22 protein-coding genes and 1 other RNA gene are annotated in these 21,575 nt (G+C 72.8%); 19 read left to right on the top strand and 4 right to left on the bottom strand.

The window, feature by feature from the left end:
• Nucleotides 1–2 precede the first annotated feature (2 nt).
• The 4 genes from ACFOYX_RS06180 (at nt 3) to ACFOYX_RS06165 (ending at nt 4,185) form a co-directional block, all read left to right on the top strand.
• Nucleotides 3–1,382, top strand: coding sequence for a DUF1501 domain-containing protein (locus tag ACFOYX_RS06180; protein ID WP_322442244.1), 1,380 nt, complete (start codon nt 3–5; stop codon nt 1,380–1,382).
• On the top strand, nt 1,379–2,806 hold the full coding sequence (locus ACFOYX_RS06175; RefSeq protein ID WP_322442245.1) for a ferric reductase-like transmembrane domain-containing protein: 1,428 nt from the start codon (nt 1,379–1,381) through the stop codon (nt 2,804–2,806). Before ACFOYX_RS06180 ends, ACFOYX_RS06175 begins: the two co-directional genes overlap by 4 nt.
• 15 nt (nt 2,807–2,821) lie before the next feature.
• Complete coding sequence (locus tag ACFOYX_RS06170) at nt 2,822–3,400, top strand: FMN-binding protein (RefSeq protein ID WP_322442246.1); 579 nt, start codon at nt 2,822–2,824, stop codon at nt 3,398–3,400.
• Between the two features lie 62 nt (nt 3,401–3,462).
• Complete coding sequence (locus tag ACFOYX_RS06165; protein WP_322442271.1) at nt 3,463–4,185, top strand: FAD:protein FMN transferase; 723 nt, start codon at nt 3,463–3,465, stop codon at nt 4,183–4,185.
• Between the two features lie 297 nt (nt 4,186–4,482).
• Here ACFOYX_RS06165 and ACFOYX_RS06160 read toward each other — a convergent pair whose 3' ends face one another.
• A complete protein-coding gene (locus ACFOYX_RS06160) occupies nt 4,483–5,154 on the bottom strand; it encodes a bifunctional DNA primase/polymerase (protein ID WP_109805326.1) in 672 nt (223 codons plus the stop codon).
• 239 nt (nt 5,155–5,393) lie between these two features.
• Here ACFOYX_RS06160 and ACFOYX_RS06155 point away from each other — a divergent pair, with 239 nt between their 5' ends.
• From ACFOYX_RS06155 to mctP, 7 genes are all read left to right on the top strand, one after another.
• Nucleotides 5,394–6,620: a helix-turn-helix domain-containing protein gene (locus ACFOYX_RS06155; protein ID WP_322442247.1), complete on the top strand. Its 1,227-nt coding sequence runs from the start codon at nt 5,394–5,396 to the stop codon at nt 6,618–6,620.
• Nucleotides 6,621–6,636: 16 nt separating this feature from the next.
• The gene (locus tag ACFOYX_RS06150) at nt 6,637–7,215 is read left to right on the top strand and encodes a flavoprotein (RefSeq protein WP_109799963.1); all 579 of its coding nucleotides are present in this window, start codon (nt 6,637–6,639) and stop codon (nt 7,213–7,215) included.
• Between the two features lie 136 nt (nt 7,216–7,351).
• Nucleotides 7,352–8,218, top strand: a complete 867-nt coding sequence (locus tag ACFOYX_RS06145; RefSeq protein WP_322442248.1) for a Nif3-like dinuclear metal center hexameric protein — start codon at nt 7,352–7,354, stop codon at nt 8,216–8,218.
• Nucleotides 8,215–8,952 (top strand): zinc ribbon domain-containing protein, encoded by a 738-nt coding sequence (locus tag ACFOYX_RS06140; RefSeq protein WP_109799965.1) that lies wholly within the window; start codon nt 8,215–8,217, stop codon nt 8,950–8,952. The genes ACFOYX_RS06145 and ACFOYX_RS06140 overlap by 4 nt, the downstream gene beginning before the upstream one ends.
• 5 nt (nt 8,953–8,957) lie before the next feature.
• A complete protein-coding gene (locus tag ACFOYX_RS06135) occupies nt 8,958–10,178 on the top strand; it encodes a bifunctional RNase H/acid phosphatase (RefSeq protein WP_322442249.1) in 1,221 nt (406 codons plus the stop codon).
• 153 nt (nt 10,179–10,331) lie between these two features.
• Complete coding sequence (locus ACFOYX_RS06130; RefSeq protein ID WP_109799967.1) at nt 10,332–10,574, top strand: DUF3311 domain-containing protein; 243 nt, start codon at nt 10,332–10,334, stop codon at nt 10,572–10,574.
• Nucleotides 10,574–12,229, top strand: a complete 1,656-nt coding sequence (gene mctP / locus ACFOYX_RS06125; RefSeq protein ID WP_109799968.1) for a monocarboxylate uptake permease MctP — start codon at nt 10,574–10,576, stop codon at nt 12,227–12,229. Before ACFOYX_RS06130 ends, mctP begins: the two co-directional genes overlap by 1 nt.
• Nucleotides 12,230–12,309: 80 nt before the next feature.
• On the opposite strand, the gene ACFOYX_RS06120 is transcribed toward mctP, so the two are convergent.
• The gene (locus ACFOYX_RS06120) at nt 12,310–12,789 is read right to left on the bottom strand and encodes a MarR family winged helix-turn-helix transcriptional regulator (protein WP_238454414.1); all 480 of its coding nucleotides are present in this window, start codon (nt 12,787–12,789) and stop codon (nt 12,310–12,312) included.
• A 58-nt stretch (nt 12,790–12,847) separates the two neighbouring features.
• On the opposite strand from ACFOYX_RS06120, the gene ACFOYX_RS06115 reads away from it, so the two are divergent.
• Complete coding sequence (locus tag ACFOYX_RS06115) at nt 12,848–14,080, top strand: MFS transporter (protein WP_322442250.1); 1,233 nt, start codon at nt 12,848–12,850, stop codon at nt 14,078–14,080.
• An 87-nt stretch (nt 14,081–14,167) separates the two neighbouring features.
• On the opposite strand, the gene ACFOYX_RS06110 is transcribed toward ACFOYX_RS06115, so the two are convergent.
• Nucleotides 14,168–14,929 carry a sulfite exporter TauE/SafE family protein gene (locus ACFOYX_RS06110; protein ID WP_322442251.1) on the bottom strand — a complete coding sequence of 254 codons (762 nt, stop codon included), beginning with the start codon at nt 14,927–14,929 and terminating at the stop codon, nt 14,168–14,170.
• A gap of 198 nt (nt 14,930–15,127) precedes the next feature.
• On the opposite strand from ACFOYX_RS06110, the gene rnpB reads away from it, so the two are divergent.
• The 4 genes from rnpB (at nt 15,128) to ACFOYX_RS06090 (ending at nt 18,538) form a co-directional block, all read left to right on the top strand.
• Nucleotides 15,128–15,541, top strand: an RNA gene (gene rnpB / locus ACFOYX_RS06105) — RNase P RNA component class A.
• Between the two features lie 427 nt (nt 15,542–15,968).
• Nucleotides 15,969–17,285 carry a ferredoxin reductase family protein gene (locus ACFOYX_RS06100; protein WP_322442252.1) on the top strand — a complete coding sequence of 439 codons (1,317 nt, stop codon included), beginning with the start codon at nt 15,969–15,971 and terminating at the stop codon, nt 17,283–17,285.
• 51 nt (nt 17,286–17,336) lie between these two features.
• Nucleotides 17,337–17,807 carry an FMN-binding protein gene (locus ACFOYX_RS06095; RefSeq protein WP_322442253.1) on the top strand — a complete coding sequence of 157 codons (471 nt, stop codon included), beginning with the start codon at nt 17,337–17,339 and terminating at the stop codon, nt 17,805–17,807.
• Nucleotides 17,804–18,538: an FAD:protein FMN transferase gene (locus ACFOYX_RS06090; RefSeq protein WP_322442254.1), complete on the top strand. Its 735-nt coding sequence runs from the start codon at nt 17,804–17,806 to the stop codon at nt 18,536–18,538. Before ACFOYX_RS06095 ends, ACFOYX_RS06090 begins: the two co-directional genes overlap by 4 nt.
• Before the next feature lie 72 nt (nt 18,539–18,610).
• Here ACFOYX_RS06090 and ACFOYX_RS06085 read toward each other — a convergent pair whose 3' ends face one another.
• Nucleotides 18,611–18,970 (bottom strand): metalloregulator ArsR/SmtB family transcription factor, encoded by a 360-nt coding sequence (locus ACFOYX_RS06085; RefSeq protein ID WP_322442255.1) that lies wholly within the window; start codon nt 18,968–18,970, stop codon nt 18,611–18,613.
• Nucleotides 18,971–19,037: 67 nt separating this feature from the next.
• Here ACFOYX_RS06085 and ACFOYX_RS06080 point away from each other — a divergent pair, with 67 nt between their 5' ends.
• The 3 genes from ACFOYX_RS06080 (at nt 19,038) to ACFOYX_RS06070 (ending at nt 21,278) form a co-directional block, all read left to right on the top strand.
• Nucleotides 19,038–20,174, top strand: a complete 1,137-nt coding sequence (locus tag ACFOYX_RS06080) for a cation diffusion facilitator family transporter (RefSeq protein ID WP_322475112.1) — start codon at nt 19,038–19,040, stop codon at nt 20,172–20,174.
• A 67-nt stretch (nt 20,175–20,241) separates the two neighbouring features.
• A complete protein-coding gene (locus ACFOYX_RS06075; protein WP_322442257.1) occupies nt 20,242–20,574 on the top strand; it encodes a PadR family transcriptional regulator in 333 nt (110 codons plus the stop codon).
• The gene (locus ACFOYX_RS06070; RefSeq protein ID WP_322442258.1) at nt 20,568–21,278 is read left to right on the top strand and encodes a hypothetical protein; all 711 of its coding nucleotides are present in this window, start codon (nt 20,568–20,570) and stop codon (nt 21,276–21,278) included. Before ACFOYX_RS06075 ends, ACFOYX_RS06070 begins: the two co-directional genes overlap by 7 nt.
• The last annotated feature ends 297 nt before the right edge of the window (nt 21,279–21,575 follow it).

Below are 21,575 nucleotides of genomic sequence, written 5' to 3'. Positions count from 1 at the left end.
CGATGGAGAAGACTGTGTACTCGTACCCCCTGCACCCCGAATGCCCGGACCTGCGGCGGCTGGCCGACAATCCGGCCGAGGCGCTGCTGCGCGCGGAGGCCGACATCGTCGCGGCGGAGAACGCCGCCGAGGTGGACCGCTACCGGCGGCTGGAGGAGTTGGAGGAGGCCCAGCAGGACGGGCGCGGCGTCACCCGGCGCACCTTCGTCGCCGGCGCCGCCGCCACCGCCACCGCGCTGGCCACCGCCCAGTTCGTCACCACCTCGGCGTCCTTCGCGGCGACCCGGACCGGCACCCTGATCCACGTCTTCCTCTACGGCGGGCTGGACGGGCTGAGCCTGGCCGCCCCGGCCGACGACCCGATCCTCGGCAAGGCCCGGCCGGACCTGCTGCTCGGCAACGACTCGCTCGCCCTCGGCCGCGGGTTCAAGCTCACCAGCGCTTTCGCGCCGCTGGAGAAGTGGCTCAAGGCCGGCCAGCTCGGCTTCATCCCGGCGGTCTCCGACCCCCGGCTGTCCCGCAGCCACTTCCAGGCCGCCGACGCCTGCAACCTGGGCGGCCTGCCCGGCGAGACCGGCGGCCGGGGCTGGCTGGACAGCCTGGTCGACGCGCTCGGCAAGGGCACCGCGTTCCGCAGCGTGGGCATCGGCAGCACGCTGCCCCGGTCGCTGGTCGGCGTCAACGGCGCGCTCTCCCTGAACAGCGTCGGTGAGCTGCGGCTCAACGGCGACGAGAAGTACCGGGCGGCCACCGAGAAGGCGATCCGCGGGCTGTTCACCGGGATCAACCACCCCGTGGAGGAGGCGGTCATCGAGGGGATGGGCGCGCTGGCCACCGCTCAGAAGCTGGCCGCGAAGCCGTACCAGGCCGCGGCCGGGGTGAAGTACCAGGGCATCGGGTACGCGTTCCAGCAGCTCGCCCAGCTGATCAAGGGCGGGGCGAACGTGCGGGTCGCCACCGTCGGCATGGGCGGCTACGACACCCACGAGAACCAGGGCACCCGGGACGGCGGGAACCTGTGGCGGCGGCTCAACGAGCTGGCGAACGCCATGGCCGCGTTCTTCACCGACCTCGGCGACCGGGCCGCCGACGTGACGATCATGGTGTCCAGCGAGTTCGGCCGCCGGGTCGCCTCCAACGGCGGCGGCACCGACCACGGGCACGGTGGGGTGGTGACCATCCTGTCCGGGCGTAGGCTCGCCGGGTCGCTGCTCGGCACGTGGAACGGGTTGAACGATCTCGACTCGGGCGACGTACCCGAGTACAACAACATGTTCAACGTCTACGGGTCCGTGGCGCAGGGTCGGTTCGGACTGACCACGGCGGAAGTGGACAAGGTCTTCCCCCGGCAGAAATACGTACCCATGAAGTTGTACGCGTGACATATCAGGACACCTACGCCGCCGGCCGCCGTACCGGGACCTCGCTCCCGTACGGCGGCCGTTCGGCTGCCCCCGTACCCCCGCCACCGCCGCCGGCGCTGCCCCGCCGCGGCCCCGGCGGCCGGCGGGCCCTGACGGCCGTGTTCTGGCTCGGCCTGGTGGCCGCGGTGCTGCCCTGGTGGCTGGACACCCCGGCCGGCTCGCTCGCCGGCACCACCGCCCTCCTCACCGCCGCCGGGCGGATCACCGGCCTGGTCGCCGGCTATCTGCTACTCGTCCAGGTAGCGATGATGAGCCGGCTCGGCGTGCTGGAACGCTGGGTCGGCGGGGAGCGGTTGTCCCGCCTGCACCGGGACCTCGGCGCCACCCTGCTCGTCGCGGTGCTCGCCCACCTGTCGCTGATCGTGGTCGCCTACGCCGGCTTGGAGGAGAAGTCGATCCTCGGCGAGGTGGGCTCGCTGCTGAGCGACTACGAAGACCTGGTCGCCGCGTTCGTGGCCGCCGGCATCATGGTGCTGGTCGGCCTCACCGGCATCCGGGCGATCCGCACCGTCCTGCCGTACGAGCTCTGGTACCACCTGCACCTGACCAGCTACGCGGCCCTGCTGCTCGGCTTCGGCCACCAGTTCAGCAACGGCGCCCAGCTCTTCCACCCCGGCCCGGTCCGCACCGGCTGGATCGGCGCGTACCTGCTCGTCCTCGCCGCGCTGGTCTGGGGTCGGGTGGTCGCCCCGCTGCACTTCAACCTGCGGCACCGGCTGCGGGTGGCGGACGTGGTGGCGGAGAGCACCGACACCATCTCGATCTACCTGACCGGTCGCCGGCTCAACCAGATCGACATGCTCGGCGGGCAGTACTTCCGCTGGCGTTTCCTGAACGCCGGCGGCTGGTGGCAGTCCCACCCGTTCTCGCTCTCCGCCGCGGCCAACGGCCGCTGGCTCCGGCTGACCGTGAAGGTGGTCGGCGGGCACACCGCGGACCTGCGCGACCTGCGGCCCGGCACCCTGGTCTGGGCGGAGGGCCCGTCGGGCACCTCCACCGCCGCCCACCGCACCCGGGAACGCGCCCTGCTCATCGCCGGCGGCAGCGGCATCGCCCCGCTCCGGGCGATGCTGGAGGAGTTGCCGCCGGGCGCCGCGCTGATCTACCGCGCCCGCACCCCGGCCGACGTGCTGCTCCACCCGGAGCTGGACTGGCTGGCCCAGGTCCGGCGGACCTCCGTCTGGTACGTCATCGGCTCGCGCGACGATCCCGGCCCCCGCCAGGTGATGAGCCCCGACGGCCTGCGCCGGCTGGTGCCCGACGTGGCCCGCCGCGACGTCTACCTCTGCGGTCCCGCCGGGCTGGTCGACGAGGCGGTCCGGGTGCTGCGCCGGACCGGCGTTCCCCGCCGGCAGATCCACCTGGCCACCTTCGAGCTGTAGCACGGCACCCCTGGCATGCGTCGCGCCGTCCTCGCGATCACCGGCCTGGCCGCCGGCACCACCGCGCTGGTGGTGCTCAAGGGTTCCCCGGGGGCCGGCCAGGCCGCCCAGAACATCCCCGCCGACCAGGCGTCCGTCGCGCCGGGCGGGTCCGGGCCCGCGCCCGGGGTCACCCCGACGCCCGGCCCCGCCGGCTCCGCGTCCGCGCCGTCCCGGTCGACCCGCCCGAGCAGCACCCCGGGCACGAAGAAGAGCACCGCCACCGCCAGGCCGACGACGGCCGCGCCGCGGACCACCACCACCGCGCCGAAACCGAGCACCCGCACCGTGACCGGGCCGACGGTCGACTACGAATACGGCTCCCTCCAGGTGCGGATCACCTTGAACGGCAGCCGGATCGTCGACGCCACCGCCCTCGGCCTGCCGCTCGGCGGCCAGTCGGGGCTGCGCAGCGACGACGTGCAGGCCCGCTACAGCGGCACCTCCGGCGAGGTGGTGGCGAAGCAGAGCGCCAACCTGGACACCGTCTCGGGGGCGACCGCCACCAGCGCCGCGTACCAGCGGTCCCTCCAGGCCGCGATCGACCAGGCCTGAGCCCGGTGGTCGAGGTGGCGGCGTCACGCGCCCGTCCGGGCCTGCGCCGGGTCGAGCAGATCATGGGTACGGCGATCAGCCTGGACCTGGCCGACGACCTGCCCGCCGCGACCCTGCACGAGCTGGCCGAGGAGACGTTCCGCTGGCTCCGCGAGGTCGACGCCCGGTTCAGCACCTATCGCGAGGACAGCGAGGTGTGCCGGTTCGACCGGGGTGACCTGCCGCTCGCCGAGGCGTCGGCGGACCTGCGGGCGGTGCTGGAGCGCTGCGCCGACCTCTGGGGCGCCACCGACGGCTTCTTCGACGCGTACGTCACCGGGCGGCTCGACCCCTCCGGCTACGTCAAGGGCTGGTCGGCGCAGGTCGCCTCGGACCGGCTGCTCGCCGCCGGGGCGCCCAACCACTGCCTCAACGCCGGCGGCGACGTGCGGGTACGCGGCCACTCCGCCACCGGCCGGCCGTGGCGGATCGGCATCCGGCACCCGTGGGAGCCGTCGGCCACCTGTCTGGTGCTCAGCGGCACCGACCTGGCGGTGGCCACCTCCGGGCTGTACGAGCGCGGCCAGCACGTGCTGGACCCTCGCCGGGGCGCCCCGGCGCCGGGCCTGCGTTCGGTCACCGTGGTCGGCGCGGACCTCGGCGTCGCCGACGCGTACGCCACCGCCGCGGTGGCGATGGGCCGGTCCGGCATCGGCTGGCTGGACCGCCTCCCCGACCACCGGCACGCGGTGGTCACCGACGACGCCCGCCTCCTCCACTCCAGCCGGCTTCCCCTGGCGGAGTGAGCCGGCGCCGCCCCGGCGGTGCGGGTCAGCGGAGGGGCCGGTGGGTGGTGGCCGGGCGGGAGCCGGGCGGGCGGGGAAGGCCGGGGCGGGTGCCCCACGGGCGGGTGCCGGCCCAGCCGTACGGGCGGCGCCGGTGCCGCGAAGGTTCGATGCCGCCGGTGTGGCGTGCCGCGTCGTCCCTGGACATGGTCTACCCCCGCTCAGTGGCGTCGGTGCGCCGTCACCGGTTCAACGAGGTCGACGCCGCCGGGGTCGCTGCCGCCGGGCGGTCGTTCACCCGCTCGGGCGGCGGTCGGGTCACCAGCCGCGGCGGGGCAGCGGGAGTTGGCCGGGGAGCAGGTCGGAGGTGAGCGTCACCCCGGCCGCCCGTAACGCGTCGATCAGCGCGTTCTGCACCAGGTACGAGTCGGGCAGTTGCCAGCGGGCCTGTTCGGGGGCGACGGCCCACCGGACGATCCCCTCCGGCAGCCGGGTCGGCGGCGCCGCGATCCACGAGCCCGGGCCGTGCCGGACCACGTGGAAGCAGTGCTCCAGCTCGGGCCGGAGCGGGTCGCCGGGGCGGACCAGGAACATCCACCGGCCGGTGGGAGTGACCAGGACCGGGCCGCGTACCCCGAAGCCGGCGGGGTGGGTCGCGAGGGCGTCCAGCACGTGCCGGCCGAGGTGGGCGGAGACCTCCAGCACGTCGAAGGCGCGGCCGGTGGGGAGCAGCACCCCGTGCGGGCGGCTGCGCCACCAGGTGGCCACCCGGGCCGGGTCGGCGCTCGCCGCCTGCTCCCAGTTCTCCAGGGCCGGGTGGCAGCCGACCGTGGGGCAGCCCGCCCGGCCGCAGACGAAGCGGCTGTTGGCGAGGCACGCGCCAGGGGTCACCTCCCAGCCGTGCCCGGCGTAGCGGACCGCGACCCGGCGCAGCCGGACCCGCTCCAGGGGCGACAGGTGAGCGACGCGCGGTCCGACATTCCCCCACATGTGCCATCTCCTCTCGCCCTGCCCGGACTGTCCACACGCCACATGTCGAGCGCCGTCACTGCCGTAACCCACGATCGTTGAGCTGACGAAACGGCCGGTGCAACTTGCACGAAAACTACGAGGACTGGCTGTACGGCTGACGTACAGAGTGTGCGACCAGCGAAAACCTGAAACCGAAAGGCCCCGAGGGGCAGCCGGTCGGGGGCGGCGGCGGACGCGGCAGGGGGAGGGATGGGGACATGGACGAGTTGCCCATAGGCCGTCGGGTGGCGTACTGGCGGGGCCGGCGCAAGATGTCCCAGCAGGTCTTCGCCGACCGGCTGGGCAAGTCCAAGAGCTGGGTGGACAAGGTCGAGCGCGGCGTCCGGCGGCTGGACAAGTTCTCCGTCCTCTACGAGATCGCCGACATCCTCCAGGTCGACGTCCAACTGCTGCTCGGCAAGGACCCGGAGCGACGTACCGACGCGTTGAACTGCATCGACCAGGTCGAGGTCGAGGAGATCCGCGCCGCGCTGGAACGGTACGACTCGATGAGCGCGTACTTCGACGCCGCGCCGTGCCCGCCGCCGCTGGCCGACATGCGCAAGGCGGTCAACCACGCCTGGCTCACCTACCAGTACGGCCGGTACGGGATGCTCACCCGCGCCCTGCCGAAGCTGCTGCGCGACGCCCAAGCGGCCGACGCCGGCCACGGCGGCGACCAGGCCCGGGAGTCGGCCCACCTGCTCGGGCAGGTCTACCAGATCGCCTCCTCGGTGCTGCGCAAGCTCGGCGAGTGCGACCTGGCCTGGCTGGCCGCGGACCGCTCGATGGCGGTCGCCCAGCGGGCCGACGACCAACTCCTGGCCGGCATCGCCACCACCCGGGTCTGCAACGCGCTGGTCGCCATGGGCCGGGCCCGGCCGGCGCTCGAACTCAACGTCAACATCGCCAACCGGCTCGCCCCGGGCGGCGGCAACGACGCCTCCCCGGGTCGCCTCTCCGTCTACGGCATGCTGCTGCTCCAGGGCGCGATGGCCGCCGCCCGGATCGGCGACTCCGCCACCGTGGACGACCTGCTCACCGGCGCCCAGGAGGCGGCGACGCTGCTCGGTGGCGACCAGAACCACTACTGGACCTCGTTCGGCCCGACCAATCTGGAGCTGCACCGGGCCGCCGCCGCGGTGGAACTGGGCGACGGCGGGCGGGCGGTGGAGATCCACCACGGCATCGCAGAGCCGGCCTTCAACGCGTTGCTGCCCGAGCGGCGGGCGCACCACCTGCTCGACATCGCGCGGGGCTACGCGCAGATCGGCGACGTGGCGAACGCGGGTGAGATGCTGCTGCGCGGCGACCGGCTCGCGCCGTCCGAGATCCGCTGCCGGCCGATCGCCCACGAGGTGATGTCGGACGTGCTCCGTCGCACACGGGGTGCGCCGCCTCCGCCGATTGCGGAGTTGGCTGTGCACATGGGAGTCGGAGTATGAGCGTGGTGCCGGTCGGATGAACGGTCCACGCAGCGACGGGCACCGCGAGGTGCTGTACGTCATCGCCTGCGGTTCGCCGCTGGCTCGGCAGGTGGGTCGGCTGGTCGAGCTGGCCCAGCAGGACGGGTGGGACGTCTGCGTGGTCACCACGCCGGACGGCGCGAAGTTCGTCGACCGGACCGCGCTGGCCCGGCAGACCGGTCACCCCGTCCGCACCCACTACAAGAACCCGGGCGATCCCGACGTGCTGCCGGCGGCGGACGCGATGCTGGTCTGCCCGGCGACGGTCAACACGGTCAACAAGTGGGCGGTCGGGATCACCGACACCCTCGCGCTCGGGCTGTTGATCGAGGGGCAGGGGCTCGGGTTGCCCGTCGCCGCCGTGCCGTACACGAACACGGCGATGGCCGCCCACCCGGCGTTCCGGGCCAGCCTCGGCCGGCTGCGGGAGTGGGGGGTGGCGGTGGTCTTCGGCGACCACGTCGTCCCGCTGCACCCGCCCGGCGGCGGCGAGCGCCACCAGGACGCCTTCCCGTGGGGGGCCGGCCTGGCGGCCCTGCGTAGCCTGCGCCGACCGGTCGCCCCGGTCGCCTGAGCCGGGGACGGATGACCTCGGGGCGCGGCGCGGGGTCGTCCGCCGAGTTCCGCCGGCGCGCTGCCCGGTCCTGTTCGGGGCGCGTCCCGGCGGTCGAGGGCGTGTGTCACGGCCCGCGCCGGTAAGCTGGCCGGCCGTGAGCACAACCGGATCCCCACCCACGGTGGCCGACGTGGTGGCCGTGCTGGACGGCCGCTACCCGCCCGCCTGGGCGGAGGAGTGGGACCGGGTCGGCCTGGTCCTCGGCGAGCCCACCGCCGGGGTGCGCCGGGTCGCCTGCGTGGTGGACGTGGTGCCCGAGACCGTGGACGAGGCGCTCGCCGCCGGGGCCGACATGATCGTCGCCCACCACCCGCTGCTGCTGCGCGGGGTGTCCTCGGTCGCCGCGACCACGTACAAGGGGCGGATCGTCCACCGGCTGATCAAGGCGGACGTGGCGCTGTACGTGGCGCACACCAACGCCGACGTGGCCGACCCCGGCGTCTCCGACGCCCTCGCGGCCCGCTTCGGGCTGGCCGGGCTGCGCCCGCTGCACCGGCCGCGCCCCGGCTCCCCGGCCGACGGCCCGGGGCGGGGCATCGGCCGGATCGGCGAGCTGCTCGCCCCGATGACCCTCGCCGAGCTGACCCGGCACGCCGCCGCCGTGCTGCCCGTCACCGCCTGGGGAGTTCGCGCCGCCGGGGATCCCGGGCGTATGGTTCGTACCCTCGCCGTCAGCGGCGGCTCCGGGGACAGCTTCCTGGCCGAGGCGACCGCCGCCGGGGTGGACGCGTTCCTCACCGCCGACCTGCGCCACCATCCCGCCGGCGAGCACCTCGCCGCCGGCGGCCCCGCCCTGCTGGACGCCGCCCACTGGGCGACCGAACGCCCCTGGTTGGACGACCTGGCCGCCCACCTGCGGGCCGCGCTGGGCGTCGACACCGTGGTGTCCGACCTGGACACCGACCCGTGGACCGTGCACGCCGCCGCACCCCGTCCCGACGACAAGGAGCCCCGCCCGTGAAGGCTGACCCGAAGGTGCAGCGCCGGCTGCTCGACCTCCAGGCGATCGACACCGCCCTCGCCCAGCTCGCCCACCGCCGCCGGTCGCTGCCCGAGCGGGCCGAGCTGGAGGCCCTCGCGCGGGAACTCTCCGCGCTGGAGGACGAGCGGGTCCGCGCCCAGGTGGCCGTCGACGACCTCGACCGGGACATCGCCCGGCTGGAGAAGGACGTCGACCAGGTGCGGGCGCGCAAGAGCAAGGACGAGGCCCGGCTCGCCGCCGGCGGCGGCCCCGCCCGAGAGCTGGAGGCGCTCCAGCACGAGCTGGTCTCGCTGAACCGCCGGCAGAGCGACCTGGAGGACGCCGAGCTGGAGCTGATGGAGCAGCGGGAGACCGCGCAGGGCGTGCTCGACGGCATCGAGCGGCGGATGGCCGAGGCCCGGGACCGGCGCGCGGCGACCGAGCAGCGCCGCGACGCCAGCCTCGCCGAGATCGGCAAGGAGGAGGAGTTCAAGCGCTCCGCCCGTCAGCCGCTCGTCGGTGACCTCCCGGCCGACCTGGTCGGCCTCTACGACAAGATCCGCGAGGACACCGGGCTGGGTGCCGCGCTGCTCACCGCGGGCCGCTGCGGGGGCTGCCGGCTGGAGCTCTCCGGCGCCGACCTGGCCCGGATCCGCAAGGCCGACCCGGACGAGGTGGTCCGCTGCGAGGAGTGCCGGCGGATCATGGTGCGCACCAACGAGTCGGGCCTGTAGCCGTCGTGGCGGTCGGCGCGGTCGTCGTCGAGGCCGACGGCGGGTCCCGGGGCAATCCCGGTCCCGCCGGGTACGGCGCGGTGGTCCGTGACCCGGAGACCGGCGAGGTGCTCGCCGAACGCTCCGAGTCGATCGGCACCGCCACCAACAACGTCGCGGAGTACCGCGGCCTGATCGCCGGGCTGGAGGCCGCTGCCGAGCTGGGCGCGTCCGAGGTCGAGGCCCGGATGGACTCCAAGCTGGTGGTCGAGCAGATGTGCGGCCGCTGGCAGATCAAGCATCCCGGTCTGCGACCGCTCGCCGCGCAGGCCGCCGGCCTCGTCGGCCGGTTCGCCAGCGTGCGGTTCAGCTGGGTTCCCCGGGAACGCAACAAGCACGCCGACGCCCTCGCCAACGCCGCGATGGACGTGGCCGCCGGCAAGGCCCCGAGCCGGGCCACCGTCGCGCCGCCCCGGATCGTGGAGCCGCCGCGCGAGGTCGCCGGCCCCGACTCGGCGGCCCGCGCGGCCGCCCGCGAGGCGGCCGCCCGGGCGGCCACCGGCCGCGCCACCGGCACCGACCCGGCGACCACCCCCGCCTCCTGGGAGCCGCGCCCCACCGAGACCGCCACCCGGCTGATCCTGGTCCGGCACGGCGAGACCGAGCGGACCGTGCAGAAGCGCTACTCCGGCCGCGGCGACGTGCCGCTGACCGACCGGGGCCGCGCCCAGGCCCGGGCCACGGCCGCCCGGGTGGCCGCGCTGGCCCCGTCCGTCGCGGCCGTGGTCAGCTCGCCGCTGTCCCGGTGTACGGCCACCGCCGAGGCGATCGCCGCGGTCGTCGGCAACCCGCCGGTGCGCCCCGACGACGACCTGATCGAGTGCGACTTCGGGGCCTGGGAGGGGTGCACCTTCGCCGAGGTGCGCGAGGGCTGGCCGGGCGAGTTGGACGCCTGGCTCGCCTCGACCCGGGTCGCCCCGCCGGAGGGGGAGTCGTTCGCGGCGGTCGCCGAGCGGACCGGCCGGGCGGTCGACCGGCTGCGCGCGGCGTACCCGGGGGAGACCGTCGTGCTGGTCTCCCACGTCTCGCCGATCAAGCTGGTGCTGCGCGACGCCCTGGCGGCGGGCGACGCCTTCCTGCACCGGCTCTACCTGGACACCGCCGGCATCTCGCTGCTCGACCTCTACCCGGACGGCGGCGTCGCCGTGCGCGTGGTCAACGACACCGCCCACCTCGCCGCCCTCTGACGTCACCCCGCCGGGCCGGCTGCCCGCGCCGCTCGGCGCACGCGGCCGGCCGTTCGGCGCATCGCCGTCGCCCCGCTGAACGTGACCGCGTTCACAGGGTCGTAGCCTCCGGCCGTCACATGGCTAGTTACGACTTTCCCGGAGGTGTGTCACATGGCAGCACCCGAACCGGAGGCGCCGACCCCGGCGCGATCCAGGGCGAAGGACCACAGTCCCTGGAACTGGTTGCTCTTCATACCGATCGTGGTGCCGCTGATCCCGGCCCTCTTCAACGCCGACTCACCCCGGCTGTTCGGCTTCCCGCGGTTCTACTGGCTGCAACTGGCCTGGATCATCCTCGGCGTGGCCACCACCACGCTGGTCTACCAGATGACGAAGAAGCGGGGTGATCGGTGATGTGGCGTGACCATCTGACCGAGATCATCGTCTTCACGTTCCTCTTCCTGCTGGTCAGCGCGATGGGCTTCGTGGCGGCCCGGTGGCGGGCGCCGCGCGACATGGCGCACCTCGACGAGTGGGGACTGGGCGGCCGCAACTTCGGCGGCTGGATCACCTGGTTCCTGGTCGGCGGCGACCTCTACACCGCGTACACCTTCGTGGCGGTGCCGGCGCTGGTGTTCGGCGCGGGCGCGATGGGCTTCTTCGCCGTGCCGTACACGATCGTCATCTACCCGATGGTCTTCCTGGTGCTCTGCCGGCTCTGGTCGGTGTCGCACCGGCACGGCTACGTCACCCCGGCCGACTTCGTCCGCAACCGGTTCGACTCGCCGGTTCTGGCGCTGCTGGTCGCCATCACCGGCATCGTCGCCACCATGCCGTACATCGCCCTGCAACTGGTCGGCATCGAGTCGGTGCTCAAGACGATGGGCGTGACCGGCGACAACGCGCTGGCCCGGCACCTGCCGATCATCATCGCGTTCGCCATCCTGGCGGCCTACACCTACCAGTCGGGCCTGCGCGCCCCCGCGCTGATCGCCTTCGTCAAGGACTCGCTGATCTACATCGTGATCCTGGTGGCGATCATCTACCTGCCGTACAAGCTGGGCGGCTGGGGCGACATCTTCAACGCGGCGGACGCGAAGTTCAAGGCGTCACCCGCCCCCGGGGACGGCATCCTGCTCAACGCCAACAACCAGCTCCAGTACGTCACCCTGGCGTTCGGCTCGGCGCTGGCGCTCTTCCTCTACCCGCACAGCATCACCGGCGTGCTGGCCAGCCGGAACCGGGACGTGATCAAGCGGAACATGTCCGCGCTGCCGGCGTACAGCCTGCTGCTCGGGCTGATCGCGCTGCTCGGCTACATGGCGATCGCGGCGGGGGTGAAGCCGCTGCCGGGCGCCAAGGCGGGCAGCGTGGACAGCAACACGGTGGTGCCGCTGCTGTTCGACCAGCAGTTCCCGAGCTGGTTCGCCGGCGTCGCGTACGCGGCGATCGGCATCGGCGCGCTGGTGCCGGCGGCGATCATGTCGATCGCGGCGGCGAACCTGTTCACCCGCAACATCTACAAGGAGTACCTGAAGCGGGACGCCAGCCCGGCGCAGGAGGCGCAGGTCTCGAAGGTGACCTCGCTGCTGGTCAAGGTGGGCGCGCTGGCGTTCATCATCTTCCTCGACCCGCAGTTCTCCATCGACCTCCAGCTCATCGGCGGCGTGATCATCCTGCAGACGCTGCCGGCCGTGGCGCTGGGCCTCTACACCCGCTGGTTCCACCGGGGCGCGCTGATCGCCGGCTGGGTGGCCGGCATGGGCATGGGCATGTGGATGCTCTACCAGATCGCGAATCCGGCGACCGGGAAGAAGCACTTCGCCGGCTCGGCCTTCCCGCTGTCCGAATTCGGCTTCGACACCAAGAAGACGATCTACGTGGGCATCGTGGCGGTGCTGGTCAACCTGGTGGTCGCCGCGCTGGGGACGCTGGTCCTGCGGGCCGCGAAGGTCACCGGCGGGGTGGACCACACCACGTCGGACGACTACTTCGCCGACGAGGGTGACCCGCGCGTCACCCCCGGCACCGACCGCGACGCCGACTCCGCCCGCGAGCCCGTCGCCTGACGTGCAAGGAGGGGCCCCCTGTTAACGCCTGGCGTTGTACAGGGGGCCCCTCTTAACATCTGCGCCGCCCGGCGCGCGCCTCAACGGGGGCGGGGGCGGGATTGCAGGGCCTGGTTGAGGCGGTGCAGCAGCTGCGCGAGCGTGTCCCGGTCGTCGGGGGACCAGGTGGCCAGGATGTCGCCGTAGAGCCGGGTGCGGGCCGCCTGGACGGCGGCCATCCGCTGCAGCCCGGCGGCGGTGGGGGAGACCACCGTGCCCCGACCGTCGGTCGGATCGGGGGCACGGGCGATCAGGCCGTCCCGCTGCATGGCGGAGAGCTGGCGGGTGACCGTCGAGCCGTCCAGGTTGAGCGTGGCGGCGAGCGCGGAGACGTTCTGCGGGCCGGCGTCGGCCAGGTGCCGCAGGATCACGTACGCGGCCCGGTCGAGCAGCCGGTGCTCCATGGTGCCCGTGCCGCGCCGGGTGGCCTCGCCGAAGCGCATCAGCAGCGCCACCTCGGTCTCGATCCGGCCGAGGGTGACCTCGCCCGGGTCCGTGCCGGTCGTGCGGTCGTCCGTCATAGCTGTATGATACAACAGAGTTACCTGTACGATACAGCTATCTGTCTGGAGGCGCGGAGTGGATCGGCGATCCGAACCCAACCGCAGTGCCATCTACGCCACCACCCTGGTGGCCTTCCTCGCCATCGCCGGCATCGCCGTGGTGGACCCGATCCTGCCGGCCATCGGCGAGGCGATCGGCGTCACCGCCTGGCAGGTCGAGCTGCTCTTCACCGCGTACATCGCGGTGATGGCGCTCGGCATGATCCCGGCGACCCTGGCCAGCGGTCGCTTCGGCTTCAAGCCCGTGCTGATCACCGGGGTCTCGGTGGTCGGCGCCGCCGCGATCCTCGCCTCGTTCAGCGACAACATCGTGCAGCTCTCCGTGCTGCGCGGAGTCTGGGGGCTGGGCAACGCGATGTTCTTCGCCACCGCGATGGTGGTGCTGGTCAACCTCGCGATCGACCGGGAATGGGTGGTGGGGCTCTTCGAGACCGCGCTCGGCCTCGGCTTCGCCGTCGGCCCGCTGATCGGCGGCCTGCTGGGCCACGTGAGCTGGCGGCTGCCGTTCTTCGTCTGCGGCGTCTTCATGGTCCTCGCGCTGGCCGTCGCCTCCCGCAAGCTGCGCGAGCCGGCCAACCGCCAGGCCCCCGTACGCGTCCGTCAGATCTTCGCCACCTACCGCAAGCCGGCGTTCGTCACGCTCTGCGTGGTCACCGCCGCCTACAACTTCGTCTTCTTCGTGGTGCTCGGCTACACCCCGCTCTTCCTGCACCTCGACGTGGTGCCGCTGGGGCTGGCGTTCACCGCGTGGGGCCTCGGCCTGGCCGCCGGCATCCTGGTGATCGGGCACCGGCTCGCCCACCGGATCGGCGCGGTGCAGACCGTCGGCGTGGCCATCGCCGGCCTGCTGGTCTGCATGGTTCTCTTCGCCACGTCCCACTCCACCGCCCGGTCGCTGGTGGTGCTGGTGCTCGCCGGCCTCTGCATGGGCCTGGCCAACGCCAACCTCACCGACCTGGCGCTCGGCCTCGGCTCCAGCGACCGCCGGGTGGCCACCGGCGCGTTCAACCTGGTCCGCTGGGGCGCCGCCGCGCCCGCCCCGATCATCTCCGGCAAGCTCGCCGAGCACGGGCTGGCGCTGCCGTTCTGGGTCGGCTTCGGGGTGCTCGCCGTGGGCGTGCTGGTCTACCTGGCCTTCGCGCACGTGATGGCCGCCGGCTACGGCGAGCGGGTGCTCTGGTCCCGCTGGAACTCCGCGGCCCGCGACGCCGAGCACGCCCCGGAGGAGCCGGTCGGCGAGGCGTACTGAGCTTTCCCCTCCGCACCTGGTCGAACCGCCCCGGCGCCGCGTCGCGCCGGGGCGGTTCGGCGTCCTGGGCCCACCCGACGGCGGGTTTCAGCGCAGCGCGCGCCAGAGCAGGTAGAGGCCGATCGCCGTGCCGAAGACCACGATCAGGGTCTTCAGCACCACCGGCGGCAGCCGGCGGACCAGCCGGGCGCCCATGTACCCGCCGACCAGCGTGGCCGGCGCGACCACCGCGACCGCCGCCCAGTTGACCGGGCCGAAGAGCGCGAAGACGACCAGCGTGGTCACCCCCACCACCGCGGAGAGCAGGTTCTTGATCGCCGACACCCGGGCCAGCGTGGTGTCCAGCACCAGGGCCAGGCCGGCGACCAGCATCACCCCGAGCGCCGCGCCGAAGTAGCCGCCGTAGACCGCGCCGAGCCCGACCATGGCCTGGACGGTGACCGTACGGCGGCGCGGGCTCAGCCCGGCCGGGTGGCCGACCAGCCGGCGCAGCGGATCCTGGAAGGCCAGTACGGCGGTCGCGCCCAGCACCAGGAACGGCACCACCAGTTCGAAGGCGCGCGCCGGGGTGGCCAGCAGCAGCAGGCAGCCGACGATGGTGCCGGCGATCGTGGTGGGCACCAGCGTGGCCAACCGCCGGGCCGGTGGCAGGTCGGCGCGGCTGCCCGCGACGCTGGCGACGTACCCGGGGAAGACCGACACCGAGTTGCTGACGTTCGCCGGCACCGGCGGCAGCCCGACCGCGATCAACGCCGGGAAGGTGATGAGGGAACCGCCCCCGGCCACCGCGTTCACCGTGCCCGCGGCGAGACCGGCGGCGAGCAGGAGCGCGGCGTCGGAGAGGTCCATGATCCCCAGAGGCTAGTACGCCCCCGTCCGCGCCGCCCAGGTGCCGGTGGCCCCGGCATCGCCGCCAGGCCGCTGTGAAGCTGATGACGCGGATGACGCGGATGAATCACGATCCCGGTCGCGCCGGGCCCGCGGGCATGATCCTCCGGGGTGGAAATGGGTGAGCGAGCCGCGTCGTTAGGATGGAGGCGCGACGGACGAGTCGACCGGGCGGTCGCGTCGACGGGCTCCGGCCCGTCGCCGAGGAACGTCCGGACTCCACAGGGCAGGGTGGTTGCTAACGGCAACCCGGGGTGACCCGCGGGACAGTGCCACAGAAAACAGACCGCCGGCCCGATACGGGACGGTAAGGGTGAAACGGTGGGGTAAGAGCCCACCAGCATCCCGGGTGACCGGGATGGCTAGGTAAACCCCACCCGGAGCAAGGCCAAGAATGGGTCGTCACCGCAAAGATGACGGTCCGCGCAGACGCTTGAGGGCTGCCCGTCCGATGTCTGCGGGTAGGCCGCTGGAGCCTGCCGGCGACGGCAGGCCGAGATGGATGGCCGCCGCCGACGGCGCCCCTCGGGGCGTCATCGGTCACAGAATCCGGCGTACAGGTCGACTCGTCCGTCGCCCACCAGGTCGCGGCCTTGATCAAGGCTGCGACCTGGTCGTATTTCAGCTGTCTACGGGCGTTGGCGGCAATCATCGGTTGGCGTTCGACGCCTTACTGAGATCCCGCTGCCATGAAAAGGGCGGACGCGGCGCGTAGAAATTGGCATCATCGAGACGTAGCTATTGTGCGGCTCCCCGAACTCGCCGGTAAATAGACGCGCGATCGCCCTCAATCATCCTTTTCCGGTGTGAGGTCTTCTGGTCGATTCTCCGATGGCACCACACGCTCGCCGGGGGATTCCGGAGATGGCAATGGGGAACTCCGACGGTTAATGGGCGAACAGGGCTCGTGCGGGAGGGGGGTCTTGTGACTGGGAAGGCGCAGGCGGCCGGCGTGGCGGCCAGGCCCCTACGAACCGCGGGTTGGTCGTGGTGGGCCGATGTGATCGCCTCGGTCGGCGCGGTCAGCGTGCTGATCGTAGCCGCGCTCTGGGTGCGGGGCGGCGGGGTGCAGGATCTTCGTGGCTGGATGGCGGGCGTGACGTCCATCGGTCGGCTGACCGGGCTTGTCGCGGCCGACCTGCTGCTCATCCAGGTGCTGCTGATGGCGCGCGTGCCGTGGATCGAGGGCACATACGGACAGGACCGGCTCGCCCGTTGGCACCGCGTCGTCGGGTTTGTCTCCTTCGATCTGCTGCTCGCGCACATCGTGCTGATCACGGTCGGTTACGCCGCGACGGATGGGGCCTCCGTGACAGGCGAGGCGTGGAGCCTGGTCACCACGTATCCGGGAGTGCTGCTGGCGGTCGCCGGGGCGGCCGCCCTGACGATGGTCGTGCTCACCTCCCTGCGGGCCGTGCGGCGGCGGCTGCGCTACGAGTCGTGGCACCTGCTGCATCTTTACGCCTACCTCGGCGTCGGCCTGGCGCTGCCGCATCAGATCTGGACCGGGGCCGACTTCACCAGCTCCCGGGCCGCGACGCTGTACTGGTGGACCGCATACGCCGCGTGCGCCGGCACGGTGGTCGCCTTCCGACTGGGGCTGCCGACCTGGCGGACGCTGCGGCACCGACTCACGGTCGCCGCAGTCGTCCCAGAGGCTCCCGGCGTCCACTCGATTTACATGCGCGGACACCACCTGGACGAGTTGCCGGTACGCGCCGGGCAATTCTTCCAGTGGCGCTTCCTCAGCGGCCCGGGCTGGAGTCGGGGCCATCCGTACTCGCTGTCCGCGGTGCCGCGTGAGGACATGCTGCGGATCACGGTGCGATCCCGCGGCGAGGGCAGCGAGAAGGTGTCAGAGTTACGGCCGGGAACCCGTGTGCTGATTGAGGGGCCGTACGGCCGGCTGACCGCCGCCCGGCGCACGGCTCCGCGGCTAACCATGATCGCGTCCGGGATCGGAATTACCCCGCTGCGGACCTTATTGGAAGAGTTACCGTACGCGCCGGGCAACGCCACGCTGCTGTACCGGGCTCGCTCGGCAGAAGACCTGGTGTTTCGCCAGGAACTTGAGCGCCTCGCGGCCGTCCGCGGCCTGCGCGTGGAGTACCTGTTGGGGTCGCGCGGGCGGGAGGACTCGTGGTTGCCGGCCGGATTCGGCGACGACGCGAAAACCTTGGGCGACCTTGTCCCGGACGTCGCGCAGCACGACGTGTTCGTCTGCGGACCGGACGAGTGGATGCAATCGGTCGTACGGGCGGCGCGGCAGGCAGGCGTGCCGGCGGAGCGCATTCATCTTGAGCGCTTCACCTGGTAACTCGGCCACCCAATCCTCATGGCGCTCACAATCCGACCTGAGGAGGAAGACATGCGTAAGATCACGATCTGGTTCCTCGCCACGATCGCCGTGGTGGTACTTCTCTTCAACTACCGGACGTCGACCAGACCCGACAGCTCGCCTTCGACCGGGACCGTCGGCGACGCAGGCGTGCCGGGCGTTGCGCCGGTGGACCCCGGGACGTCACGGCGCACCGTCAAACGGTCCGGTTCCACCACCGTCGCCAACGGCCCGATCGTGCAGACGAAGCGGGGGCGCGTCCAGGTGCAGGCCCAGATCAGCGGTAGCCGGATCACCGAAATCACGCCGATGACGGTGCCGAACTCGAACAACCGCTCCCGCGAGATCAACAAGCGCGCGGTGCCGCAGCTGCGCACGGAGGCGCTTGCCGCGCAGAGCGCGCAGATCGATGCGGTGTCCGGGGCGACGCTGACCAGCGATGGCTACAAGGAGTCGCTCCAGGCCGCGCTGGACGACGTTCACTTCAAGGCCAACCCGTGACCAGGCAGGCGTTCGTCGAGCAGATCATGGGTCTGCCCGTCAGCGTGCACGTGCGCGGTCCCGGTGCCGACTCCCCGGCGGCGGCGACCGCCGTCGCCGGGGCCTTCGCCGAACTGCGCGCGATGGACGCCGTCTTCAGCCCGTACCGCCCGGACAGCCGGCTCAGTGCGCTGAACCGGGGAGAGCCGGTAGATGACCCGTTGGTCGACGCGGTACTCGACCTGTGCGAGCAGGCGCGGCAGCGTACGGGCGGCTACTTCAACGCGTACCTTCCCGAAACCGGCGGTGGCACCCGCTTCGACCCGTCCGGCCTCGTCAAGGGCTGGGCCGTCGAGCGCGCCGCGGAGCATCTGGAGGGGTACGCGTTCTACCTGAATGCCGGTGGGGACATGACGGTACGCGGATCCTGGCGCGTGGGCGTGGAGGATCCGGCCCAGCCCGATCAGCTCCTCACCACCATCGAGGTCGTCGACGGGGCCGTCGCGACCTCGGGCAGTGCACACCGCGGAGCGCACATCGTGGACCCGCACACCGGCGCCCCCGCCCGGGGCGTGCGCTCGGTCACCGTCATCGGCCCGTCCCTGACCTGGGCGGACGTGTACGCCACCGCAGCGGTTGCGCAGGGGCCTCAGTCGGTGACATGGCTCGCCACGCTACCCGGGTACGAGGCCCTGCTCGTCGGCGACGACGGCGCCCTACTGGCCACGCCCGGCTGGTCACTACCCGCCTAGGTCGACTCGTCCGTCGCCCACCAGGTCACCGCCTCGATCAACGCGGTGACCTGCTGTGAAGTAGCCAGGCGCTCAGTCGTGCTCGGGTGCGCCGGTCACCCGGTGGGATGCCGCGTGCATCACCTCGGTCACCAGTCGGCGCGCATGCCCGCCTCCGGCGCGGTAGAGGGCGCGGCGGCCGTCCCGTCGCACGCTCACCAGCCCCGCCAGCCGAAGCTTGCCGAGGTGCTGCGACACCGCCGGCCGCGCCATCCCGACCGCCGCCACGAGCGCCGTCACGTCGTACTCGCCCTCGCTGAGCAGGCACATCAGCCGTAGCCGCGTTCCGTCGGCCAGCATCCGCAGCATTTCGGTCGCCGCCTCCACCTCCTGCCCGGGGGGAAGGCGTTGTTGCAAGTCGCTGGCATCTGCAACGTTGTCGCGTGCGTACATGAGCACATATTATCGCCGCCGTCGAGGGGTACGGATCGTCCGTGCGACCGCACGACCTGGGGGAGCGGTGAACGACCACGACCACTTGCACGAACACGACGACCACGAACACGACGACCACGAACACGACGACCACGAACACGACGACCACGAACACGACGACCACGAACACGACGACCACGAACACCGCCACCGTCATGGCGGCCGGCTCGCTGCGTGGTGGCATCGGCTGGCCCACGCCGTCGTCCCGCACTCCCACGACTCGCGGGCAAAGATCGACCCCGCGTTGGAGTCCTCCCGCGACGGTCTCCGCGCCCTGTGGATCTCCCTGGTCGGCCTCGGGGTCACGGCCGTCGCCCAGGCGGTCATCGTGGTGCTCTCCGGTTCGGTCGCCCTGCTCGGCGACACCCTCCACAACGTCGCCGACGCCCTGACCGCCGTACCGCTGGGAATCGCCTTTCTCCTCGGTCGCCGTGCGGCCACCCGCGCCTACACCTACGGCTACGGCCGTGCCGAGGACCTCGCGGGCATCATCATCGTCGCGGTCATCGCCGCGTCCGCCGTCGCCGCTGCCTGGACCGCCGTCACCCGGCTGCTGCACCCCACCGACGTGGCACACCTGCCCTGGGTGGCTGCCGCCGGTCTCGTCGGCTTCGTCGGCAACGAGCTCGTGGCCCAGTACCGCATCCGCGTCGGCCGACGCATCGGCTCCGCCGCCCTGGTCGCCGACGGCCTGCACGCCCGCACCGACGGGTACACGTCCCTCGCCGTCCTCGCCGCCGCCGGCGGCGCCGCACTCGGCTGGCGCTGGGCAGACCCCGTCGTGGGCCTGGTCATCGCCGTCGCCATCACCTTCGTGCTCAAGGACGCCGCTCGCGAGGTCTACCGACGCCTCATGGACGCCGTCGACCCCGCCCTGGTCGACCAGGCCGAAACCGCGCTGCGGGCCGTCGACGGTGTCCGCGACGTGGCCGCGGTGCGACTCCGCTGGATCGGGCACCGGCTGCACGCCGAAGCGGAACTTGTCGTGGACGCCGACCTCAGCCTCGTCGCCGCACACGAGATCGCCGCCGACGCCGAGCATCAGCTCACCCACGCCGTGCCCCGGCTGGCCGGCGCCACCGTGCACACCGATCCGCACAGCCATCCCGGCCGACACCACCACCCTGATCTGTCCCACCGGCGCCGGCAGCCCTTCCGCTGATCGGCGCGAGCGGCATCTGCGAAGCTGCTTCTACCCCCCTATGTAGAGTTCCGATACAGTACTAGCCGTGCGGATGACCATCCCGGTGGCGAAGGTGCTCTCGGCGCTGCTCGCCGACCCGGCGGCCGAGCGGTACGGCCTCGACCTGATGAAGCTCACCGGTCTGCCCAGCGGCACCCTCTACCCGGTGCTGCACCGCCTCCAGGTGGCCGGCTGGCTCCTCGCCGATTGGGAGGAGGTCGACCCGGCCGCCGCCGGCCGGCCCGCCCGCCGGTACTACCGGCTGACCGCCGAGGGAGTTGGCGCCGCCCGGCAGGCGCTCGCCGAGCTGCGGGCGTTGAGCCCCGACCCCCGACCGCGCCGGGGTGGCGCCGAGCCGACCGGAGCTCCCGCGTGGTGACCCGGCGGCTGGCCGAGCGTCTGCTCCGGACGGCCGCCCGGCGCTGGCCGGCCGAGGTGCGCGACGAGCTGTCCCGCGAGTGGCACGCCGAGCTGCATGTGCTCGCCGAGCGGGGGGAGCGGCTGCGGATGCTCCGGTTCGCCGGCAGCCTGGCCGTTGGCCGGGCGCGCGTTCCACTGGTCGCGCGATCTGGACTGGACGGACCGTTCCGCCGGACGGTGGCCACGCTGCTCCTCGCCCCGCACCGAGAAGCTGACCCGCGTCGCGCCGGGCCTGGTGCTCTGGCTCGCCGGCCTGACCCTCTCGCTGTACGGCGCGGGGCTGCTGGCCGGCCGGGGCGGGTCCGCGCCGCCTGGCTGGTGGGCGTGCTCGGCGCGCTCGTCGCCGCGGACCTCGCCGTGGTGCTCACCGTGGTCAACCTCATCTCCGGCGGCCCGGAGACGGTCATCGACGGTGTGGCCCAGGGCGACACCGTCGACCGGGTCTCCGCCCCACTGTGGCTCTTCACCAGCTGGACGGACTGGTCGTTCGGGCTGCCCCGGCCGACGAAGCGGGAGATCTTCCTCATCACCGATCTCGTGGAACTGCAGCCTTTCCTCTATCTCGCCTGCACCCCGTACGCGCTGGCCTACGCGATCCGGGCGGCGCGGCCGGCGGCGCCGGAGCCGATCGCACCGCCCGCGCCGGTGCCCTCCGGCGCCTGAGCCTCGGCCCGACCAGCTCACCTCGCGGCGCACCCGCTCGTACTCGCGGGCCAGCTCGGCGTCGATCCGCGCCATCCGCTCGTCGGTCAGCTCCACCGCGGGTTGGTACGACGGCCGGCCGGCGAGCATCCGCCGCCGCAGCCCGGTCGGCGGATGGATGGCGAACAGCGACGCCTCCTCCCGTACCGACGACTGCCGCAGCAGCGGCAGCCGGCCCGCCGCGGCGGACCGGGACTCGGCGACCGCCGCCCGCCACCGGTCGGGCCCGTGTCCGGCCCGCGACTCCCGGCGGACGGC

This window comes from Micromonospora sp. GCM10011541 (genome assembly GCF_042650725.1).
Classification (GTDB): domain Bacteria; phylum Actinomycetota; class Actinomycetes; order Mycobacteriales; family Micromonosporaceae; genus Micromonospora; species Micromonospora sicca.
The sequence above is the reverse complement of the archived record's forward strand: the minus strand, read 5'-3'. Positions and strand labels throughout refer to the sequence as shown.